At 73.7% G+C, this 21,729-nt stretch carries 15 protein-coding genes and 2 pseudogenes; 13 read left to right on the top strand and 4 right to left on the bottom strand.

Annotation, left to right across the window (positions count from 1 at the left end):
• Nucleotides 1-4: 4 nt before the first annotated feature.
• A pseudogene (locus tag ACFY15_RS19590) lies at nucleotides 5-544 on the top strand (hypothetical protein); the annotation flags it as partial.
• Nucleotides 545-632: 88 nt separating this feature from the next.
• Here ACFY15_RS19590 and ACFY15_RS19595 read toward each other — a convergent pair.
• Both ACFY15_RS19595 and ACFY15_RS19600 read right to left on the bottom strand, forming a co-directional pair.
• On the bottom strand, nucleotides 633-878 hold the full coding sequence (locus tag ACFY15_RS19595; RefSeq protein WP_390690167.1) for an antitoxin: 246 nt from the start codon (nucleotides 876-878) through the stop codon (nucleotides 633-635).
• A gap of 48 nt (nucleotides 879-926) precedes the next feature.
• Nucleotides 927-1,112 carry a gliding motility protein gene (locus ACFY15_RS19600; RefSeq protein ID WP_390690168.1) on the bottom strand — a complete coding sequence of 62 codons (186 nt, stop codon included), beginning with the start codon at nucleotides 1,110-1,112 and terminating at the stop codon, nucleotides 927-929.
• 223 nt (nucleotides 1,113-1,335) lie between these two features.
• On the opposite strand from ACFY15_RS19600, the gene miaA reads away from it, so the two are divergent.
• The 6 genes from miaA to hflX all read left to right on the top strand — a co-directional run bounded on the left by miaA (nucleotide 1,336) and on the right by hflX (nucleotide 9,464).
• Nucleotides 1,336-2,274, top strand: a complete 939-nt coding sequence (gene miaA, locus ACFY15_RS19605) for a tRNA (adenosine(37)-N6)-dimethylallyltransferase MiaA (RefSeq protein WP_390690169.1) — start codon at nucleotides 1,336-1,338, stop codon at nucleotides 2,272-2,274.
• A 112-nt stretch (nucleotides 2,275-2,386) separates the two neighbouring features.
• Nucleotides 2,387-2,953: a hypothetical protein gene (locus ACFY15_RS19610; RefSeq protein ID WP_390690222.1), complete on the top strand. Its 567-nt coding sequence runs from the start codon at nucleotides 2,387-2,389 to the stop codon at nucleotides 2,951-2,953.
• Between the two features lie 85 nt (nucleotides 2,954-3,038).
• Nucleotides 3,039-3,914, top strand: coding sequence for a diaminopimelate epimerase (gene dapF / locus ACFY15_RS19615; RefSeq protein WP_390690170.1), 876 nt, complete (start codon nucleotides 3,039-3,041; stop codon nucleotides 3,912-3,914).
• A gap of 140 nt (nucleotides 3,915-4,054) precedes the next feature.
• Nucleotides 4,055-6,127, top strand: a complete 2,073-nt coding sequence (locus ACFY15_RS19620; protein ID WP_390690171.1) for a RelA/SpoT family protein — start codon at nucleotides 4,055-4,057, stop codon at nucleotides 6,125-6,127.
• Between the two features lie 121 nt (nucleotides 6,128-6,248).
• A complete protein-coding gene (locus ACFY15_RS19625) occupies nucleotides 6,249-7,796 on the top strand; it encodes a M1 family metallopeptidase (protein ID WP_390825829.1) in 1,548 nt (515 codons plus the stop codon).
• A 162-nt stretch (nucleotides 7,797-7,958) separates the two neighbouring features.
• On the top strand, nucleotides 7,959-9,464 hold the full coding sequence (gene hflX, locus ACFY15_RS19630; protein ID WP_390690173.1) for a GTPase HflX: 1,506 nt from the start codon (nucleotides 7,959-7,961) through the stop codon (nucleotides 9,462-9,464).
• A gap of 94 nt (nucleotides 9,465-9,558) precedes the next feature.
• On the opposite strand, the gene ACFY15_RS19635 is transcribed toward hflX, so the two are convergent.
• Entirely contained in the window at nucleotides 9,559-10,746 is a 1,188-nt protein-coding gene (locus ACFY15_RS19635) for a hypothetical protein (protein ID WP_366451052.1), read from the bottom strand.
• Nucleotides 10,747-11,094: 348 nt separating this feature from the next.
• On the opposite strand from ACFY15_RS19635, the gene ACFY15_RS19640 reads away from it, so the two are divergent.
• From ACFY15_RS19640 to ACFY15_RS19660, 5 genes and pseudogenes are all read left to right on the top strand, one after another.
• A complete protein-coding gene (locus ACFY15_RS19640) occupies nucleotides 11,095-12,435 on the top strand; it encodes a diaminobutyrate--2-oxoglutarate transaminase family protein (protein WP_390690223.1) in 1,341 nt (446 codons plus the stop codon).
• 910 nt (nucleotides 12,436-13,345) lie between these two features.
• Complete coding sequence (locus ACFY15_RS19645; RefSeq protein ID WP_390690174.1) at nucleotides 13,346-15,151, top strand: IucA/IucC family protein; 1,806 nt, start codon at nucleotides 13,346-13,348, stop codon at nucleotides 15,149-15,151.
• Nucleotides 15,152-15,181: 30 nt separating this feature from the next.
• Nucleotides 15,182-15,871 carry a GNAT family N-acetyltransferase gene (locus tag ACFY15_RS19650; protein WP_390690175.1) on the top strand — a complete coding sequence of 230 codons (690 nt, stop codon included), beginning with the start codon at nucleotides 15,182-15,184 and terminating at the stop codon, nucleotides 15,869-15,871.
• A 169-nt stretch (nucleotides 15,872-16,040) separates the two neighbouring features.
• A pseudogene (locus ACFY15_RS19655) lies at nucleotides 16,041-17,692 on the top strand (IucA/IucC family protein).
• Nucleotides 17,693-17,743: 51 nt separating this feature from the next.
• The gene (locus ACFY15_RS19660) at nucleotides 17,744-19,714 is read left to right on the top strand and encodes an ATP-dependent DNA helicase (RefSeq protein WP_390690176.1); all 1,971 of its coding nucleotides are present in this window, start codon (nucleotides 17,744-17,746) and stop codon (nucleotides 19,712-19,714) included.
• A gap of 84 nt (nucleotides 19,715-19,798) precedes the next feature.
• On the opposite strand, the gene lexA is transcribed toward ACFY15_RS19660, so the two are convergent.
• Complete coding sequence (lexA, locus tag ACFY15_RS19665) at nucleotides 19,799-20,593, bottom strand: transcriptional repressor LexA (RefSeq protein WP_390690177.1); 795 nt, start codon at nucleotides 20,591-20,593, stop codon at nucleotides 19,799-19,801.
• A gap of 516 nt (nucleotides 20,594-21,109) precedes the next feature.
• On the opposite strand from lexA, the gene nrdR reads away from it, so the two are divergent.
• Complete coding sequence (nrdR, locus tag ACFY15_RS19670; RefSeq protein WP_079431988.1) at nucleotides 21,110-21,625, top strand: transcriptional regulator NrdR; 516 nt, start codon at nucleotides 21,110-21,112, stop codon at nucleotides 21,623-21,625.
• Nucleotides 21,626-21,729: the final 104 nt, after the last annotated feature.

Below are 21,729 nucleotides of genomic sequence, written 5' to 3' on the forward strand. Positions count from 1 at the left end.
CCACGACCAGCAGGGGCCGTACCCGCAGGGCTCCCGGGGCGGCTTCCACGGCTTCGGGGTCGACGCCGAGGTCCGGCTCGGGGAGGGCGAGGAGGGGCCCCGCCCGCTGCCCGCCTCCCTGGCCGTGGGCGCCTGGCTGCTGGGCCGCGCGCGATGGGGCGCCGCCCCGGTCGAGGGGCTCGCCGTCGCCGCCTCGCTGGAGGCCGCGCGCTGCCTGGAGACCGGCCGGGAGCTCGCCGCGGCCGACGAACGGGTCGCGCTGCTGGTCATGGGCGACGGCAGCGCCTGCCGCACCCTGAAGGCCCCCGGCTACCTCGACGACCGCGCCGCCGCCTTCGACGCCGCCGCCGGCCGGGCCCTCGGCGCCGCCGACACCGGCGCGCTGGCCGCGCTGGACCCCGTACTCGCCGCCGAGCTCCAGGCGGCCGGGCGGGCGCCCTGGCAGGTGCTGGCGGGCGCGGCCGAGGGGGCGGGCCTGGGCGGGCGTCTGCTGTACGAGGAGGCCCCGTACGGGGTCGGCTACTTCGTGGCCGCCTGGTCCTGACGGCGGGCCGCGCCCACGCGTGAGGGCGTAAGGCGAAGGGGCGCGGGACACCCGGTCCCACGCCCCTTGATTCCCTCGGCGCCCCGCGTCAGGAAGCCGGCGGCGGCGTCGGCCCGCCGGGGGCGTCCTTGTGCGCGACCTTGCCCAGGGCGTCCTTCGCCTTGTCCGTACCGCTCGTGATCCGGTCGCTGTACTTGCCGTGGGTCTTGGAGTCCACGGCCTTGGCTACCTTGTCCAGGCTCTGGCCGATCCTGCCCTCGTGCTTCTGCGCGAGGTCGCCGACCTTCTCCTTGGCCGGAGCGAGCTTGGCCTTCAGATGGTCGAGCAGGCCCATGGGTCACCTTCCTGGAGTCCCCCCGGACGGAGCCCGGGGAGGCGGTCGCTACCTTCGGGCGCCCTCGCCGGCCTCGCTGTCCGCGGCCACCTCCGCGGACTGCTGCTTCGGGATCTCCACGGCAGCCTCCGCCGCAGGAGACCCGGCTTCGGCGGCCTCGGCCCCGCCGGCCGGCTCGGCCTCCGCGGCCGTCGTCTCCGCCGCGGCGACTTCGGCGGCGACCGGCTCGGTCACCGCCTCTTCCTTTTCCTTACGGCGAAAAATCCGGTCAAAAACGCCCATGTCTACTCCCATAACGTTACTCGTGCGGGTGAAGTTCCGGCGGGGCCGGACCGGCCTCCACCGGATGTGCGCCAGGCGCGCGCCGGGCCGGAACCTCTTCAGGGCAACGACCCCGGCCACACCCCGTCACCTCACCCGATCGGGTACATGCCGCCGGGTTTGCGAGACTGTGTCGGTGAGCAATGCAGCCCCCGCCCCGCGGGTCATCGCCGTCGTCGGTCCCACCGCGGCCGGAAAGTCCGACCTGGGCGTCGCCCTGGCCCGCCACTTCGACGGCGAGGTCGTCAACGCCGACTCCATGCAGCTCTACCGGGGGATGGACATCGGCACCGCCAAGCTGACGATGGACGAGCGCGGCGGAGTCCCCCACCACCTCCTCGACGTCTGGGACGTCACCGAGACCGCCAGCGTCGCCGAGTACCAGCGCCTCGCCCGCGCCGAGATCGACAAGCTCCTCGCCGAGGGCCGCACCCCGGTCCTCGTCGGTGGCTCCGGCCTCTACGTCCGCGGCGCGCTCGACGCCATGGAGTTCCCCGGCACCGACCCCGAGGTGCGCGCCCGGCTGGAGGCGGAAGCCACCCTGCGCGGCCCCGGCGCCCTGCACGCCCGCCTCGCCGCCGCCGACCCGGCGGCGGCCGCCGCGATCCTGCCCGGCAACACCCGCCGCATCGTCCGGGCGCTCGAAGTGATCGAGATCACCGGCAAGCCCTTCACCGCCAACCTGCCCGGCCACGAGTCCGTCTACGACACCGTCCAGATCGGCGTCGACGTGGCCCGCCCCGAGCTCGACGAGCGCATCGCGACCCGCGTCGACCGCATGTGGGAGGCCGGCCTGGTCGACGAGGTCCGCGCCCTGGAGGCCCGGGGCCTGCGCGAGGGCATCACCGCCTCCCGCGCCCTGGGCTACCAGCAGGTACTGGCCGCCCTCGCCGGCGAGTGCACCGAGGACGAGGCGAGGGCCGAGACGGTACGGGCCACCAAGCGCTTCGCCCGCCGCCAGGACTCCTGGTTCCGCCGCGACCCGCGCGTCCACTGGCTCAGCGGAGCCGCTGCCGACCGCGGGGAACTCCCCGGACTCGCGCAGTCGTTGGTCGAACGAGCGGTCACAGCCTGATCACGTGATGGCATCGGGAAGCCCCGTGTGCCCGTCGGGGGCCCCCGACCGTGCCATCATCAAACTCCTGAACAGTGGCGTGCGGAGTCCGAAGTGGGGAGGGCGCGTGGCGATGGAGGCCGGCCCTCGACGAGACACCGGGCGGGACGAGACCGAGCGGGAGGCGGAGGCGAGCCTGTCGGCCGCCCCCGCGGCGACCGGTGAGCCCGCCGGCCCCGGCTCGCCGGGAAACCCCGGCGAGCCGGACGGCCCCGCCGTGCTCGGCCTGCCCGCCGATCCGGCGCGGCTGACCCCCGACGGCCCCGACCTGCCCGAGCCCGGCACGGAGGCCGCCGCCGGCCCCGCCGTCGAGGTCGAGCTGCGCCCCCAGCGCAGGCTGCGCATCTGGCAGATCGCCCCCATCGTGATGCTGGCCGCCGCCGGCTCCCTGATGTTCGCCTTCCCGCTGGCCTTCGAGTTCGGCGACGGCGGTGCCGTTGTCGCCATGCTCGGCTTCCTCATCAGCTCCTGCGCCGGCGGCTGGGGCATGATGGCCGCCCGTCGCGTCGGCTACTCCTGGCCCGGGCTCCCGCCGCGCGGCAGCGGCCGCCGCCCCGACTGGCGGATCGCCGGGCTCTACGCACTGGTCGCGCTGGTCGTCGTCGCCCTGGCCGTCTACCGGGTCGCCCGCCTGCGCTGACCAGCGCCGACGCCGCGCTGACGGCACCCTGACCGTACGCTGATCCCACCCGCCGGGACCCGGCCCCGCTCGGTACCATGGGCCCGTGACGCACACCGCCCTCCCCTTCCTCAAGGGTCACGGGACCGAGAACGACTTCGTGATCGTTCCCGACCCGGACAACGCCATCGAGCTGCCGCCCACCGCCGTCGCAGCCCTGTGCGACCGCCGGGCCGGCATCGGGGCGGACGGCGTGCTGCACGTGGTGCGCTCGGCCGCCCACCCCGAAGCCGCCCACCTGGCCGACGAGGCCGAGTGGTTCATGGACTACCGCAACAGCGACGGCTCCGTCGCCGAGATGTGCGGCAACGGCGTGCGCGTCTTCGCCCGCTACCTCCACCACGCCGGCCACGTCGAGCCCGGCGACTTCGCGGTGGCCACCCGGGGCGGGGTCAAGCGGGTCCACCTCGCGAAGACGGGCGACGTCACCGTCTCCATGGGCCGCGCCCGGCTCCCCGAAGGAGAGGTCACCGTCTCCGTCGGCGAGCGCTCCTGGCCCGCGCGGAACGTGAACATGGGGAACCCGCACGCCGTCGCGTTCGTCGAGAGCCTCGACCACGCCGGCGACCTGTACAGCCCCCCGCACTTCAGCCCCGCCTCCGCCTACCCCACCGGGGTCAACGTCGAGTTCGTCGTCGACCGCGGCCCGCGGCACGTCGCCATGCGCGTCCACGAGCGCGGATCCGGCGAGACCCGCTCCTGCGGAACCGGCGCCTGCGCCGTCGCGGTGGCCGCCATCCGGCGCGACGGCGCCGACCCCGCCGTCACGGGTGAGCCGGTCTCGTACACGGTCGACCTGCCCGGCGGTACCCTCGTCATCACCGAACACCCCGACGGTCGCATCGACATGACCGGTCCGGCCGTCATCGTGGCCGCCGGCGAGTTCGAAGCGGACTGGCTCGGCGAAACGGCTTTTGCCTGAAGATTCCCTCTCATGGGTGATCCGTTTCACGCTGAGCGAGAGGCGGACTGCGCCACGTGGTGGGGTCGGTAACATCAGGCACCGGCCCTGAGGGCTCACCCCATGCCCACCACCGCCGGTCGAAGCCGCCGGAGGTGCCCATGAGTGCAGAGGCCACGAACCCCGAAGCACACGCAGAAATGCGCCCTGAGCTGCGCAGACGTGGCCGTAGCCGGCTCGATCTGCGCCGCCTGGGCCGAGCCGCCCTGCTCGGGCCCGCGTCCCGGGACCGCCTCCCGGCCGCCATCGGACACGTAGCAGAAGCGCACCGCGCCCACCACCCGGACGCGGACCTGTCCATCCTGCGCCGTGCGTATCTCCTGGCGGAGTCCTCGCACCGCGGCCAGATGCGCAAGAGCGGCGAGCCGTACATCACGCACCCGCTCGCCGTCACCCTCATCCTGGCCGAACTCGGCGCCGAGACCACCACCCTGACGGCCTCCCTGCTCCACGACACCGTCGAGGACACCGAGGTGACCCTCAATCAGGTCCGCGCCGAGTTCGGCGACGAGGTCGCCTTCATCGTCGACGGCGTCACCAAGGTCGAGAAGATCGACTACGGCGCCGCCGCCGAACCCGAGACCTTCCGCAAGATGCTCGTCGCCACTGGCAACGACGTCCGCGTCATGTCCATCAAACTCGCCGACCGGCTGCACAACATGCGCACCCTCGGCGTGATGCGCCCCGAGAAACAGGCCAGGATCGCCAAGGTCACCCGCGACGTCCTGATCCCGCTCGCCGAACGCCTCGGCGTCCAGGCCCTCAAGACCGAGCTGGAAGACCTCGTCTTCGCGATCCTGCACCCCGAGGAGTACGAGCGCACCCGCGCGCTCATCGCCTCCCACTCCGGCCCGGACGACCCCCTCCTCGCCATCGCCGAGTCCGTACGCACCGTCCTGCGCGAGGCCGGCATCGCCGCCGAGGTGCTCGTCCGCCCCCGGCACTTCGTCTCCGTCCACCGCATCTCCCGCACCCGCGGCGAGCTGCGCGGCCCGGACTTCGGGCGCATCCTCGTCCTCGTCGGCGAGAACGCCGACTGCTACGCCGTCCTCGGCGAGCTCCACACCTGCTTCACCCCGGTCGTCTCGGAGTTCAAGGACTTCATCGCCGTACCGAAGTTCAACCTCTACCAGTCCCTGCACACCGCCGTCGCCGTCCCCGAGGGGTACGTCGCCGAAGTCATCGTCCGCACCCGGCAGATGCACCGCGTCGCCGAAGCCGGCGTGGTCGCCCTCGGCAACCCGTACGCGACCGCCGAGGGCGCCGACTGCGAGGAGGAGCGCGTCGACCCCACCCGGCCCGGCTGGCTCTCCCGCCTCCTCGACTGGCAGCAGTCCGCGCCCGACCCCGACACCTTCTGGACCGGGCTGCGCGCCGAACTCGCCCAGGACCGCGAGATCACCGTGTACCGCGCCGACGGCGGCACCCTGGCCCTGCCCGCCGGGGCCAGCTGTATCGACGCCGCCTACGCCCAGCACGGCGAGGCGGCCCACGGCTGTATCGGCGCCCGCGTCAACGGGCGCCTCACCTCCCTCTCCGCCCCGCTCTCCGACGGGGACACCGTCCAGCTGCTGCTCGCCCAGGACGCCTCCTCCGGGCCCGCCGCCGACTGGCTGGAGCACGCCCGGACCCCCGCCGCCCGGATCGCCATCAGCGGCTGGCTCCAGGCCCACCCCGACGGGGCCGTACCCGCCACCGCCGCCCCCCGCGCCCCGCTCTCGGTGCCCGGGCTGCGCGGGGGCGGGGGCAACGCCGTCGCCGACCTCCCCGACGCACACGTCCGGCTCGCCGGCTGCTGCACCCCCGTACCGCCGGACGCGGTCGCCGGGTTCCTCGTACGGGGCGGGGCCGTCACCGTCCACCGGATCCACTGCCCGGCCGTCGCCCAGATGCGGTCCCTGGGCCGCACCTCCGTCGCCGTGCACTGGCGGGCCACCGCCGACTGCCGGGTCACCCTGCTCGCCGAATCGTTCGGCCGCCCGCACCTGCTGGCCGACCTGACCGAGGCCATCGCCCGCCAGGGGGTCGACGTGGTCTCCGCCACCGTGGAACCTCCCGTGGAACAGCGGGTCCGGCACAGCTATACGCTCCAGCTGCCCGACGCCTCGGTGCTGCCCGGCCTGATGCGGGCGATGCGGGACGTGCCCGGCGTCTACGACGTCGGCCGGGCCTGAGGGGCCGGGGAGCGGGGGCCGGAGGCAGGGGGAGGCCCGGCACGGCCGGGGGAGTCTCGTTCGGGTGGATCCGTCGCGCGCCGCGCGCGGGCCCGCGGCGGGCGCTGGTAAGCGGTGGTGGATGCAGCTCTCCTCCCCGCGCCTGCGCGCCGCCCTGCTCGCCGCGGCCTCCCTCACCCTCGTCGCCGCCGTGCTGCCCCCGCCTGAGCCGCTCGGCATCGGCGACCGGCTCTTCCCCGAGCTCGGCAACCCCGGGTACGACGTCCTCTCGTACGACCTCTCCCTCACGTACAAGGACAACCGCAGCCCGCTCGACGCGGTCACCGCCATCGAAGCCCGCGCCCTCGCCCCGCTGGAGCGCGTCAACCTGGACTTCACCCACGGGAAGGTGGCCTCCGCCGAGGTCAACGGCGAGCCCGCGCGGTTCGAGAGCGCGGGGGAGGACCTCGTACTGACCCCCGCCCACCCCGTCGCCGCCCACACCCCGCTGCGCATCACCGTCCGGCACACCAGCGACCCGCGCGGCTCGGCCGACGGCGGCTGGGTCACCACCGACGACGGCCTGGCCATGGCCAACCAGGCCGACGCCGCCCACCGCGTCTTCCCCTGCAACGACCACCCCGCCGACAAGGCCTACTTCACCTTCCGGGTCACCGTTCCCGCGGGCTACACGGCCGTGGCGAACGGCCTGCCGGCCGCGCTCCCCGCCGCCCGCGCCGGAGGCGCCGCCCAGTGGACCTACCGGACCCTGCACCCGATGGCCACCGAGCTCGCGCAGGTCTCCATCGGCCGCTCCGCCGTCCTGCAGCGCACCGGGCCGCACGGGCTGCCGCTGCGCGACGTGGTGCCCGCCGCCGACCGGGAGCGGCTGGAGCCCTGGCTGCGCAAGACCGCCGGGCACATCGAGTGGATGGAGCAGCGGGTCGGCCGCTACCCCTTCGAGAACTACGGGGTCCTGATCGCCCGCGCCCGCACCGGCTTCGAGCTGGAGACGCAGACCCTCTCGCTCTTCGAGAACAGCCTGTTCGCGGGCGAGGCCGAGGGCTACCCCGAGTGGTACGTCGAGGCGGTCATGGTCCACGAGCTCGCCCACCAGTGGTTCGGCGACAGCGTCACCCCGCGCACCTGGTCCGACCTGTGGCTCAACGAGGGCCACGCCACCTGGTACGAGGCCCTGTACGCGGACGGGCTCGGCAAGTACTCCCTGGAGCGGCGCATGCGCGAGGCGTACCAGCGCTCCGACCAGTGGCGTGCGGCGGGCGGCCCTCCGGCGGCCCCGAAGGCGGCGGCCCCCGGGCAGAAGATCGGACTGTTCCGGCCGGTCGTCTACGACGGGTCGGCGCTGATCCTCTACGCGCTGCGCGAGGAGATCGGCACGGAGGCCTTCGACCGGGTCGAGCGGCGGTGGGTGGCGGAGCACAGGGACGGGACCGCGGGAACCGAGGACTTCGTCCGCCTGGCCTCCCAGGAGGCCGGACGCGACCTCTCGGCCTTCCTGGAGCCCTGGCTCTACGGGGAGAAGACCCCGCCGATGCCCGGCCACCCGGACTGGAGCACCCCGGCGGCCCCCAAGGCGTCGGCGGACGCCGCCCCGAAGACCTCCCCGAAGGGCGCCCCCGCCGCCGCCCCCGCCCCGTCCCCGCGAACAGCGGGCGGGAAAACGGTATGACGGGCCGGGAACGGGCATGTCACCATCGTCGAGGCCGACGACGGGGCGGTCCGGGGAATCACCGGACGGGCTCCTGCGTTGGACGTGACAGTGCCGGTCACGCAGGCCGGGTACCTTTGGCCCTGACCGGCGCGCATGCAATCGAATCGACGTAAGGATCCAATGACCTCCTCTTCATCCCCTTCCCAGGACCCGCGGGACGCGCAGGACGTGCGGGACCCGCAGCGCTTCACCGAGAGCCTTCGGGCCGATGCCCTGATGGAAGAGGACGTCGCCTGGAGCCAAGAGATCGACGGAGACCGGGACGGCGACCAGTTCGACCGCTCCGAGCGCGCGGCCCTGCGCCGCGTGGCCGGTCTCTCCACCGAGCTCGAAGACGTCACCGAGGTCGAGTACCGCCAGCTCCGCCTGGAGCGCGTGGTCCTCGTCGGTGTCTGGACCTCCGGCACGGTGGGCGACGCCGAGAACTCCCTCGCGGAGCTCGCGGCCCTCGCGGAGACGGCGGGCGCCCTCGTACTCGACGGTGTCATCCAGCGCCGCGACAAGCCCGACCCGGCCACCTTCATCGGCTCCGGCAAGGCCCGCGAGCTGCGGGACATCGTGCTGGAGAGCGGCGCCGACACCGTCGTCTGCGACGGCGAGCTCAGCCCCGGCCAGCTCATCGCCCTCGAGGACGTCGTCAAGGTCAAGGTCGTCGACCGGACCGCCCTCATCCTGGACATCTTCGCCCAGCACGCGAAGTCCCGAGAGGGCAAGGCGCAGGTTGCCCTCGCGCAGATGCAGTACATGCTGCCCCGTCTGCGCGGCTGGGGTCAGTCGCTGTCCCGGCAGATGGGTGGCGGCGGCGGTGGCGGGATGGCCACCCGAGGCCCCGGTGAGACCAAGATCGAGACCGACCGGCGCCGCATCCGCGAGAAGATGGCGAAGATGCGCCGGGAGATCGCCGAGATGAAGACCGGCCGCGACATCAAGCGGCAGGAGCGGCGCCGCAACAAGGTGCCCTCGGTCGCCATCGCCGGCTACACCAACGCCGGAAAGTCCTCCCTGCTCAACCGGCTCACCGGCGCGGGCGTCCTGGTGGAGAACGCCCTGTTCGCCACCCTCGACCCGACCGTGCGCCGGGCCGAGACCCCGTCCGGCCGCGTCTACACCCTGGCCGACACCGTCGGCTTCGTCCGGCACCTGCCCCACCACCTCGTCGAGGCCTTCCGCTCCACGATGGAGGAGGTCGGCGACTCCGACCTCATCCTGCACATCGTGGACGGCTCGCACCCGGCGCCGGAGGAGCAGCTGGCGGCGGTCCGCGAGGTCATCCGCGAGGTCGGCGCGGTCAACGTGCCCGAGATCGTGGTGATCAACAAGGCCGACGCCGCCGACCCGCTCGTCCTGCAGCGCCTGCTGCGCATCGAGCGGCACTCCATCGCCGTCTCGGCCCGCACCGGCCAGGGCATCGAGGAACTCCTCGCGCTCATCGACAGCGAGCTGCCCCGGCCCGCCGTCGAGGTGGAGGCCCTGGTGCCGTACACCCGCGGCGCGCTGATCGCCCGGGCGCACGCCGAGGGCGAGGTGATCTCCGAGGAGCACACCCCGGAGGGCACCCTCCTCAAGGCGCGGGTCCACCGGGAACTGGCGGCGGAACTGGCGCCGTACGTCCTCGCCAAGCAGTAGAGCCGGCCGCAGACGCCGACGACCGGGGGCCCTCCGCCTGTGCGGAGGGCCCCCGGTCGTTTCGCGTGCGGACGGGACTATGCCCGGTCCGCGCTCACCGCTTGAACTTGGCGCTCACCGCGTCGTAGATCCCCTTGGCCTCGGGCCCCAGCTTCGGGCCGGCCAGCCAGCCCGCCTTCGCCGGACCGATCGAGGTGTTCGACACCAGTGCCGGCTTGCCGTCGGCGCCCGTCGCGATCCAGCCGCCGCCGGAGGAGCCGCCCGTCATCGTGCAGCCGATCCGGTACATCACCGGGTCCTCCTTGTGCAGCGCCAGACGGCCCGGCTTGTCCGTGCACTGGAAGGCCTTCTGGCCGTCGAAGGGCGCCGCCGCCGGGTAGCCCGTCGCCGTCATCCCCGTGATCTTCGGGACCGCCGGAGCGTTGAACTCCACGGGGAGCGCCGTGCCGACCGTCTCCTCCAGGGACTTGCCGTTGCCGCCCTTCTCCGGGGTCACGTGCAGCACCGCGAAGTCGTACGGCGCGCCCGCGCCACCCGTGGGCCCGCCGGTCGCGATCCACTGGTCGGAGGTCTGCGCCCAGTCACTCCACCACACGCCGTACGGGGCCACCTGCTCGCGGGGCGCGCCCTTGAGCTCGGCCGCCGGACGGCCCGCGTTGTTGTACGACGGCACGAAGGCGATGTTGCGGTACCAGCCGCCGGCCTTGCCCGCGTGCACGCAGTGGCCCGCCGTCCAGACCATGTTGGACTTGCCGGGGTGGGCGGGGTCCTTCACCACGGTCGCCGAGCAGACCATCGAGCCCTCGGGGCCGTCGAAGAAGACCTTGCCGGACGCCGGGACGCTTGAGTGGTACGGCGAGACCGCGGCCTTGGCTGTCACCGGGGCCGGGGTCGGGTCGGTGACGCCCTGGTCCTTGCCGGCGTCGGGGTCCACGGCCGGGGTCTGCGGCTGCTCCGCGTCACGCATCCGGTCCGGGTCCCACAGGCCGTCGATGATGGGGTTGACGTAGTCGTTCGCCTCGCGGAGCCAGTCCTCCCGCTTCCAGTTCTTCCAAGCGCCCCCCTTCCACTTCTCCATGTCGAAGCCGTGCTCTTTGAGCTTGTCCTTGAGCTCTTGCGGGATCTTGATCGGGCCGTCCGCGGCGCCGCCGGACGGGAGGCTCGCTGCCACGGTCGGCTTGGCGTCGCCGCCGGCCTCCCCGTCGCCGGGTCCGCAGGCCGCGGCGGTCAGCGCGAGCGCGGCCGCGCAGAGGGCCGCGGTGACCGGTCGGTTCGGTCGCATGTCGTAAGTCCCCCAGGTGCTTCGAGGTGTTGGGACGGTGTCGTCCAGGGTGCTTCGGTTCGCTTTCGCAGCACCCCACTATGCCGCCGCCGTTGAAGACGGCGGCCCCCGGGTCGGCGGTTCCGGTCCCCGGCGGGCGTCTTCGCCCGCTGTTCACACCGGGTGCGGGCGCGGCGCGGTGGGCTGCTGAGGGATTTTCAGGAGGCGCGGGAGCGCAAGGATCTTCGGCCGACCCGTGATCCGGCGCCGTCGCCGTCGTTGGTACGTACGGGGGACGGCGCGGCAGCGTTCGTGTTCGAGGCGCAATCCGGAAGAGGAATCCGTGCGGGAGGTCCGACAGTCGTGTCCCTGACCGAGCAGGCCGCAGCCGAGGCCCAGAGCCCGCCCCAGGGCGGCCGCGGGGCCGCCGCGGCCGAGGGCATCCTGCGCAGGCAGGCGCTGCGGGAGTCCGCCGCCCGGACGTACGCGCGCTCGCTGCCCATCGTCCCGGTAAGGGCACGCGGGCTGACCATCGAGGGCGCCGACGGGCGACGCTACCTCGACTGCCTCTCCGGCGCCGGCACCCTCGCCCTCGGGCACAACCACCCCGTCGTCCTGGAGGCCATCCGCGGGGTCATCGACTCGGGCGCCCCGCTGCACGTGCTCGACCTCGCGACCCCCGTCAAGGACGCGTTCACCACCGAGCTCTTCGCCAACCTGCCCGCCGGGCTGGCCTCCGACGCCCGCGTCCAGTTCTGCGGGCCGGCCGGGACGGACGCCGTCGAGGCCGCGCTGAAGCTGGTCCGGGCGGCCACCGGCCGCTCCGGCCTCCTCGCCTTCGCCGGGGCCTACCACGGGATGACGGCCGGGGCCCTCTCCGCCTCCGGCGGCGCCACCGACGTCCGGGTCACCCGGCTGCCCTATCCGCAGGACCACCGCTGCCCCTTCGGGGTCGGCGGCGCGGAGGGCGCCCGGCTCTCCGCGGCCTGGACCGAGAGCCTGCTCGACGACCCCAAGGGCGGGGTGCCCGCGCCGGCGGGCATGCTCGTCGAACCCGTCCAGGGCGAGGGCGGGGTCCACCCGGCCCCGGACGACTGGCTGCGCCGGATGCGGGAGATCACCGAGGCCCGGGGCATCCCGCTGATCGCGGACGAGGTCCAGACGGGTGTGGGCCGCACCGGCGCCTTCTGGGGCGTCGACCACTCCGGGGTCGTCCCCGACGTGATGGTCTTGTCCAAGGCGATCGGCGGCAGCCTGCCGCTCGCGGTGATCGTCTACCGCTCGGAGCTGGACGTCTGGGCGCCCGGGGCGCATGCCGGAACGTTCCGCGGCAACCAGCTCGCCATGGCCGCCGGCACCGCCACCCTCGCCTACGTCCGCCGCAACGGCCTCGCCGAGCGTGCGGCGGAACTGGGCGGGCGGATGCTGACGGCCCTGTGCGGTCTGGCCGGCGACCGGCCCTGCATCGGCGACGTCCGGGGGCGGGGCCTGATGCTGGGCATCGAGATCGTCGACCCAGACACCGGCGCCGCCGCCCCCGCCCTCGCCGCCGCCATCCGCCAGGAGTGCCTGGACCGCGGCCTGATCGTCGAACTCGGCGGCCGCCACGGAGCCGTGGTCCGCCTGCTGCCCCCGCTCACCCTGACCGACGAGCAGGCCACAGCCGTCCTGGACCGCCTCGCCGACGCCGTCCCCGCCGCCGCCCACTGACCCGAGGACCCCCATGCCCGCCCCCGAACCCCCCGGCCCCACCCCCGCCGCGCCCCACCCCGAATCTCGACCGACGCCCCCGACCTCCGTCCGCCCGCCCGACTCGGGCGCTCCGACGGCACTGGAGGTTGCCGACCTCAAAGCCCGACCGGCGAGGCCGGCGACCTCCGTCAGCACGTCTCATACGGGCGTCCCGACCCTTGTCGGGGTTGCCGGCGTCGGCGCCCGAGCGACGAAGCCGGCCACCACCGTCCTCCCGCCCCATTCCGATGACCCGGCCGTCGTACGGGCTGCCCGCCCCGAGGCCCGTCCGACCGGTTGGGTCCTTCCCGCCGAGGGCCGGCCGTGCCACCCCGATACCCCCGCCACGAACGCGGTCACCCGGCCGGACGGCCCCGTCGCCGGGTCGGCCGTCCCCGGCGGGGCGGCGCACCGCGAGGCCCCCGTCGGCCCGGGCCAGGCCCGTTCCGCAGGGACGGGCCTGCCCGTGGACCCGGCTCCCGTTCGGACCGGCCGCCCGACTGCCACACCGACCGGGCCCGTGCCGTCGCCATCCGGGCAGGTCGCCCCCTTGGCCCTGCCGACAGGGCACCCGGGTCCGGTCGGGGCGGGGGAGCGCGGCCGGCTCCCGGAACCGGCCGCCCCCCCGCCCCCGGACCATCCCGGGCAGCCGGCCCACGCGGAGCCCGCCCCCGCACCGGCACTCCCGGCGGCCGCCCGCCGGCCCGGGCCGCAGAACACCCCCCGGCCCCCGCGGCCGGAGGCCGGGCCCGCTCCGGTGCTGCCCTGGGCCGGAGCCGCGTCCGGCCAGGCCCCCGGGACCCAGCGGGCGGACCGGGAACGGGCCGCCGCCCCCGGCCCGGGCCTCCCCGGGCCCGGCCCGGCACGGGCGGGGGGCCCGGGCGGGACCGTGCCCCGGCAGAAGGCCGCGACCCCCTGGCCTCGGGTGGGCGGGGCCGGACCCGCCGGGCCCGACCCGGCGGTGCTGCCCGACCTGCTGGACCACCCCGACCCGGCCACCGCCGCCGAGGCCGCCACCGTGGAGAACCTGCTGCGGTGCTGGATCCGCGAGAGCGGCATCGGCCGCCCTGACGGGCCCGTTGGGACCCTGCTCCGCATCCCCCTCCCCGCGTCCGCCGCCGCGCTGCTCGTCCCCGTCCGCCACTGGTCCGAGGCCGGCTGGCACCGCTTCGCCCCCGCCCGCCTCGAAGGCGCCCCCGCCGGCGCCCCCGCCGTGGACGCCGTCACCCTCGCGTCCCTGCTCGCCCGCGAGGGCAACGGCCGCGGCGCCGGCCTCGTCGGCCGGGTCGCCGACTCGGTACGCCGCACCACCGAGTTCATCGCCGACCGGCGCCACCGCCCCACCGCCCCCGCTCCCATCGCGGGTGACCTCTTCCTCACCGCGGAGCAGTCCCTCCTCCTCGGCCACCCCCTCCAACCGGACCCCAAGAGCCGCGAAGGACTCTCCGAAGCCGAAACGCACCGCTACTCACCCGAACTCCACGGCTCCTTCCCTCTGCACTGGATCGCGGTCGCACCGACCGTCCTCGCCACCGAATCCGCCTGGACCGAACGCGGCCGCCCGGTCTCCGCCGCCCGGCTCCTCGTTCGGCTGGCCCCCGGCCTCCCGCTGCCCGCCGGTACCACCCCCCTTCCCCTGCACCCCTGGCAGGCACGCGACCTCCTCCAGCGCCCCGCCGTCGCCGCCCTCCGAGACGCGGGACTCCTGACCGACCTCGGTCCGTACGGAACCCCCTGGTACCCCACCTCCTCCGTCCGCACCGTCCACCGCCCCGGCGCGCCCGCCATGCTCAAGCTCTCCCTGGGCCTGCGCATCACCAACTCCCGCCGGGAGAACCTCCGCAAGGAACTCCACCGCGGCGTCGAGGTGCACCGGCTGCTCCGCACCGGCCTGGCCGAACAGTGGCAGACCACCCACCCCGGCTTCGACATCGTCCGCGACCCCGCCTGGGTCGCCGTCGACACACCCGACGGCACCCCCGTGCCGGGCCTCGACGCGCTGCTCCGCCACAACCCCTTCCGCTCCGACGACGACGTCGTCTGCGTCGCCGCACTCACCTCACCGCGCCCGTGGCCGGGCCGCACCACGATGCGCTCCCGGCTCGCCGACACCGTCTCCCGGCTCGCGGCGACCACCGGCCGCCCCGCCTCCGCGGTCGCCACCGAGTGGTTCCTGCGCTACCTGGACCAGGTCGTCCTGCCGGTCCTCGCCTTCGACGCGCTCGCCGGCATCGCCCTCGAAGCCCACCAGCAGAACACCCTGGTGCTCCTCGACCGGGCCGGCTGGCCCGTCGGCGGCCGCTTCCGCGACAACCAGGGGTACTACTTCCGCGAATCCCGGCGCGCCGAACTGGAAGCCCGGCTCCCCGGCATCGGCCGCGCGAGCGACACCTTCGTCCCCGACGCCGTCACCGACGAACGCTTCGCCTACTACGTCGGCATCAACAACGTGCTCGGCCTCATCGGGGCCTTCGGCTCCCAGCGGCTCGCCGACGAGCGCGTACTCCTCGCCGCCTTCCGCCGTTTCCTCGGCAAGACCACGGGACTCGGCCCGCTCCCCGCGCAGCTGCTGGACTCGCCAACCCTCCGCTGCAAGGCGAACCTCCTCACCCGCCTGGGCGGCCTCGACGAGCTCGTGGGCCCCGTCGAAACACAGTCCGTCTACGTCACCATCACCAACCCCCTCCACGACTGACGCGAGCCCACCGACACGGAGAAGAGCCCGATGCCCCCCGCCGACACCACCACCAGCACCGTCACCGGCCCCGCCCGCCAGGGGACCGCCCGGCACGAGACCACCGGACACCGCTTCACCGTCGGACTGCTGCCCCTGCTCGCCGAGGCGGACCTCCTCGACTCACCCGCGGGCTGGGGCTCCTTCCCCACACCGGCCGGAGCCTTCCGCCTCGAACCCGTACGGCCGGGCCGGGACCTCCCGCTCCTCACCCGCTGGATGAACGACCCCGACGTGGCCGCCTACTGGGAGCTGGCCGGAGCCTCCGCCGTCACCGCCGCGCACCTGCGGGCCCAGCTCGACGGCGACGGTCGCAGCATTCCCTGCCTCGGCCTGCTCGACGGCACCCCGATGAGCTACTGGGAGGTCTACCGGGCCGACCTCGACCCGGTCTCCCGCCACTACCCGGCGCGCCCCCACGACACGGGTATCCACCTGCTGATCGGAGACGGCACGAACCGCGGCCGGGGCCTGGGGACCACGCTGCTGCGCGCCGTCACCGAGCTCGTCTTCGACAACCGCCCGCGCTGCACACGGGTCATCGCCGAACCGGACATCCGCAACACCCCCTCCGTATCAGCCTTCCTCGCCGCCGGTTTCCGCTACGCCACGGAAATCGAACTCCCCGGGAAGCGCGCCGCCCTGATGATCCGGGACCGGTCGCTGCGCAATCTCCTCTGATCGCCGCCGACCCGTCGTCCGCCCCCCAAGCCGTTCTCTCACGCCTCTCCCTTCGAAAACTCCGCGTCCCACCGCGGAGTTCCCGATCCACGAGGAGTCCCGTGCCGACTTTCCCCGCAGCCCCCGACTCCACGGAGCCCGCCTTCCCCCGTCACCCCAGCACCCCCGCATGCCCCCCGAGCTCAACCTCCCGAGCTGGGACTCCGCCGCCCGCCGACTGCTCGCCAAAATGCTCTCCGAGTTCGCCTACGAGGAGATCGTCACCCCAGCCCCGGCACCGGCGGCCGCCCGCGACGCCCGGACCCTGACCCTCGACGACGGCGGCAGCCTCGGCTTCCGCGCCCGCCGCCGCGCCTACGGGAGCTGGCAGGTCGCACCGGACACGATCACGCTCACCCCACCACCCCCCTCCACCGGGTCCCCGACGCCCTTCGGCGACCCGTACGACTTCCTCGTCCGCGCCCGCACCCTCCTCGGCCTCGACGGCCCCACCCTCGGCCACCTGATCCGCGAGCTCAGCGCCACCCTCGCCGCCGACGCCCGCCTCGACCACCACGCCCCCACGGCCGGCGTCCTCGCCGACCTGGACTACGCCGCGCTCGAAGGCCACCAGACGGGCCACCCCTGGCTCGTCGCCAACGAGGGCCGCGTCGGATGGTCCGCCGCGGACGCCGCCGCCTGGGCCCCCGAGGCCCGCACCCCCCCAGCGCCCGCCCTGGCTCGCCGCCCACACCTCCCTCGCCGAGTACCGCGGCGTCGCCGGCCTGGAGGACCCCGCGCGTCTCTACACGGCCGATCTCGACCCTGTCACCCGTGCCGTCTTCGACCGGACCCTCCGCGACCGGGGTCTGGCCCCCCTCGGCTACCTTTACCTGCCCGTCCACCCCTGGCAGTGGGACGAGGCCGTCCTCCCCCTCTTCGCCCCCGCCCTCGCCTCCGGCGCCCTGGTCCCGCTTCCCGCCGACCCCGACGAACGGCTCCCGCAGCAGTCCGTCCGCACCTTCCTCAACCTCACCCTGGCCGCCCCCGCCGTCACCGCCTGGATCCACTCCCTGCGCGACGCCGACCCCTTCCTGAGCGACGCATGCGGGGTGATCCTGTTCGGCGAGGTCGCCTCCGTCACCGTCCGCCACCCCGTGTACGGCCGGCTCCCCGAGGTCCCGTAGCAGTACAAGGAACTCCTCGGAGCGATCTGGCGCGAACCCCTGACCCGCCGGCCCGCCCCCGTCACCGCCGAACTCGTCGCCCGCTCCGGCCTCACCCCCCACGGCCTGGCTCCAGCTGCTCTTCGCAGCCCTGCTGCCCCCACTGCTCCACTTCCTCTACCGCTATGGCACCGTCTTCTCCCCGCACGGCGAGAACGCGATCGTGGTCTTCGACGAACAGGACGTGCCCGTCCGCCTCGCGGTCAAGGACTTCGTGGCCGACGTCGGGATCAGCAGCGCCCCACTGCCCGAGCAGGAGTCCCTGCCCGACGAGGCCCGCGCCGTCCTGCGCTCCGAGCCGCCCGCCTTCCTCACCCAGTTCCTCCACGCCGGCCTGCTCGTCGGGGTCTTCCGTTACCTCGCCGCCCTGTGCGAGGACCGCCTCGCCGTCCCCGAGGACGACTTCTGGTCCCTCGTACGGGCGGAGATCCTCCGCCACCAGGCCCGCTTCCCCGAGCTCAAGGACCGCTACGAGCTGTTCGACCTGCTCACCGTGCGGATCGACCGGCTCTGCCTCAACCGCAACCGGCTCCGCCAGGACGGCTACCGCGACCGCCCGGACCGGCCGCACGCCGTCACCCACGGCACCGTGCCCAACCCCCTGTACCGCCCGTGAGGCCCGAGCGGTACGCCACTGTCGGCGTCGCCCCGTAGGGTTGGTCCTGCTATGACGAAGCCCTCCCTCCCCGACCTGCTGCACGCCGCCGTCTCCGCCGTCGGCGGCACGGAGCGCCCCGGCCAGGTGGCCATGGCCGAAGCCGTCGCCGAAGCGATCGACGACAGCTCCCATCGGCTGATCCAGGCCGGCACCGGCACCGGCAAGTCCCTCGGCTACCTGGTGCCCGCCCTGGCGCACGGCGAGCGCGTCGTCGTGGCCACGGCGACGCTGGCGCTCCAGCGCCAGCTCGTCGAGCGCGATCTGCCGCGCACCGTCGAGGCGCTCCACCCGCAGCTGCGCCGGCGGCCGCAGTTCGCCATGCTCAAGGGCCGGTCGAACTACCTGTGCCTGCACCGGCTGCACGAGGGCGCCCCGCAGGACGAGGAGGAGGGCCTCTTCGACCAGTTCGAGGCGGCCGCCCCCACCAGCAAGCTCGGCAAGGACCTGCTGCGTCTGCGCGACTGGGCGGACGAGACCGAGACCGGCGACCGCGACGACCTCACCCCCGGCGTCTCCGACAAGGCCTGGGGCCAGATCTCGGTCTCCTCCCGGGAGTGCCTGGGCGCCACGAAGTGCGCGTACGGCGCCGAGTGCTTCGCCGAGGCGGCCCGAGAGCGGGCCAAGCTCGCGGACGTGGTCGTCACCAACCACGCGCTGCTCGCCATCGACGCCATCGAGGGCGCCCCCGTACTGCCGCAGCACGAGGTCCTGATCGTGGACGAGGCCCACGAGCTGGTCTCCCGCGTCACCGGTGTGGCCACCGGTGAGCTCACCCCGGGCCAGGTCAACCGGGCCGTGAAGCGTGCCGCCAAGCTGGTCGACGAGAAGATCGCGGACGCCCTGCAGACCGCCGCGGAGACCTTCGAGCGGGTGATGGAGCTGGCGCTCCCCGGCCGCCTGGAGCAGATCCCCGACGACCTCGGCTACGCGCTGGCCGCCCTGCGTGACTCCGCCCGCACCGTGATCTCCGCGATCGGCGCCACCCGCGACAAGTCCGTCCACGACGAGGACGCCATCCGCAAGCAGGCACTGGCCGCGGTGGAGAACGTCCACACGGTGGCCGAGCGGATCATGCTCGGCTCCGAGTACGACGTCGTCTGGTACGAGCGCCACGACCGCTTCGGCGCCACCCTCAGGGTCGCACCGCTGTCGGTGTCCGGGCTGCTGCGCGAGAAGCTCTTCGAGGACCGCTCGGTGGTCCTCACCTCCGCCACCCTCAAGCTGGGCGGGGACTTCAACGGGGTCGCGGCCTCGCTCGGTCTCTCCCCTGAGGGGGTCGAGGGGGAGGGCGTGCCGCTCTGGCGGGGCCTGGACGTCGGGTCCCCTTTCGACTACCCGAAGCAGGGCATCCTCTACGTCGCCAAGCACCTGGCCACCCCGGGCCGGGAGGGCACCCGCGGCGACATGATGGACGAGCTGGCGGAACTGATCGAGGCGGCGGGCGGCCGGACCCTCGGCCTCTTCTCCTCCATGCGCGGCGCCAAGGCGGCCGCCGAGGAACTGCGCGGACGGCTCGACAACCCCATCCTGCTCCAGGGCGAGGAGACGCTGGGCGAGCTGATCAAGGCTTTCGCCGCGGACCCGCACACCTGCCTGTTCGGCACGCTGTCCCTCTGGCAGGGCGTGGACGTTCCCGGCCCCAGCTGCCAGCTGGTGATCATGGACCGGATCCCGTTCCCGCGCCCCGACGACCCGTTGATGAGCGCGCGGCAGAAGTCCGTGGAGGAGAACGGGGGCAACGGCTTCATGGCGGTCGCCGCCACGCATGCGGCCCTGCTGATGGCCCAGGGCGCCGGCCGCCTCGTCCGGGCCTCCGGCGACCGGGGCGTCGTCGCGGTGCTCGACCCCCGTCTGGCCACGGCCCGGTACGGGAGCTTCCTGCGGGCCTCGCTGCCCGACTTCTGGTACACGACGGACCGCAACCAGGTCCGCCGCTCACTGGCCGCGATCGACGCGAGCGCGAAGGCCGACGGCAAGTAGGTTCCGGCCGACGGGCACACAGCGGGCATACAACAGCTCCGGGACCGGCGCAGAGGTCCCGGAGCTGGCTGGGGGGGCGAGGAGTTAGACGCGGCGCAGTACGGCGACGACCTTGCCGAGGATGGTCGCCTCGTCGCCGGGGATCGGCTGGTAGGCGGCGTTGTGCGGGAGCAGCCACACGTGGCCGTCCTCCCGCTTGAAGCGCTTGACCGTGGCCTCGCCGTCCAGCATCGCGGCGACGATGTCGCCGTTCTCCGCGACGGGCTGGCGGCGGACGGTGACCCAGTCGCCGTCACAGATGGCGGCCTCGATCATCGAGTCGCCCACGACCTTGAGCACGAAGAGCTCACCGTCGCCGACGAGCTGGCGGGGGAGCGGGAACACGTCCTCGACCGACTCCTCGGCGAGGATCGGGCCGCCGGCCGCGATCCGGCCGACCAGGGGAACGTAGGAGGCGGCTGGCTTGCCGGTGGTGTCGGTGGGCTGCGAGCTGGGCTGGTCGGAGCCGCGCACCTCGTAGGCGCGGGGGCGGTGAGGGTCGCGGCGCAGGAAGCCCTTGCGCTCCAGGGCCATCAGCTGGTGCGCGACGGAGGAGGTGCTGGAGAGGCCGACGGCCTGGCCGATCTCGCGCATGGACGGCGGGTAGCCGCGGCGCTGCACCGAGTCGCGGATGACCTCGATGACCCTCCGCTGCCGGTCCGTGAGTCCGGAGCTGTCGGCGCGGATGCCTGGAGGTCGCCCTGGCAGCGAGCGTGCGGGGCGTGCGGCGGCCTCCGCCTCCGGGTTCTGACTTGCGTCATTCATGGCATGCACCGGCTCGAGTCGGCTCTGGGAGCGGTTCTGGGCAGTGATGGTGGCACTGTCTGCGGTGGTGGTCACGTCGGCCCCTCTCGAAATGTTCTCCCTAGCTGGATAACGGTAGTAGCTTTCGAAAGGTTGCGCCAAACACACGTTCGAGTGAAAAATCGCGGATCCCCCACCTGGGTTAGAGCGGTGGGTGTATGGACGGCCGGTGTGGGTGGCCGGCCCGAACGGGGGCCCGGACGTGTGTGGCCGGCCCGTCGTCCGAACGTGGATTCGGAACCGCGCCCGGTGCTTACGGTACCCTTCCCGGTTGGATCGCCGCCGCCCGGAGTCGTGCCCAGTGTGGCACCGCGACTGCCGGAATCCGGCCATCGAGCCCCGCGACACGCGTAGGGGTGCAAATCATGCCCAACGCAAGATCTAGTGGTTGGATGAGCGTCACAGCCCACAAGTTGTGGTCGGGGTCTGCTCGGACCTCCGGGATCGCATATGCTTGTGGCTGCTTCACGAGCCCCCGGCAGGGACTCGCTCTCTGTTGCTGAGGGGCTCCGTGGGGTGATTCAGCCGTGCCAAGAGGAGGGTGAGGGAACCATGCACTGCCCCTTCTGTAGGCACCCCGACAGCCGCGTCGTCGACAGCCGTACCACCGACGACGGAACGTCGATCCGCCGGCGCCGTCAGTGCCCCGACTGCTCCCGTCGCTTTACGACGGTGGAGACGGCCTCGCTGATGGTGATCAAGCGAAGCGGGGTCACGGAACCCTTCAGCCGCACCAAGGTCATCTCTGGCGTCCGCAAGGCGTGCCAGGGGCGGCCGGTCACCGAGGACGCCCTCGCCAAGCTCGGCCAGCGGGTCGAGGAGGCGGTGCGCGCCACCGGGAGCGCCGAGCTGACCACCCACGACGTGGGTCTGGCCATACTCGGCCCGTTGCAGGAGCTCGACCTGGTCGCGTACCTGCGGTTCGCGTCCGTTTACAAAGCTTTCGACACCCTTGAAGACTTCGAGACCGCCATCGCGGAGCTTCGCGAGCCGCGGCCTCATCCCCATGAGTGCGAGCCCGGAGGGACCCCCCCGGTCGTCCCCGTGCCCGCCTCCGCCGCCGACTGACCGGACAGGGCCGCAGCGCAGCGTGGCCCCGCCGGTCGGCAGGGCGAGATTCGTAGATCCAGGACACAGCATTGTGCCGCGGAATATCGCTGGCACTTTAGGGC

The organism is Streptomyces sp. NPDC001373, from assembly GCF_042895815.1.
Classification (GTDB): Bacteria; Actinomycetota; Actinomycetes; order Streptomycetales; family Streptomycetaceae; genus Streptomyces.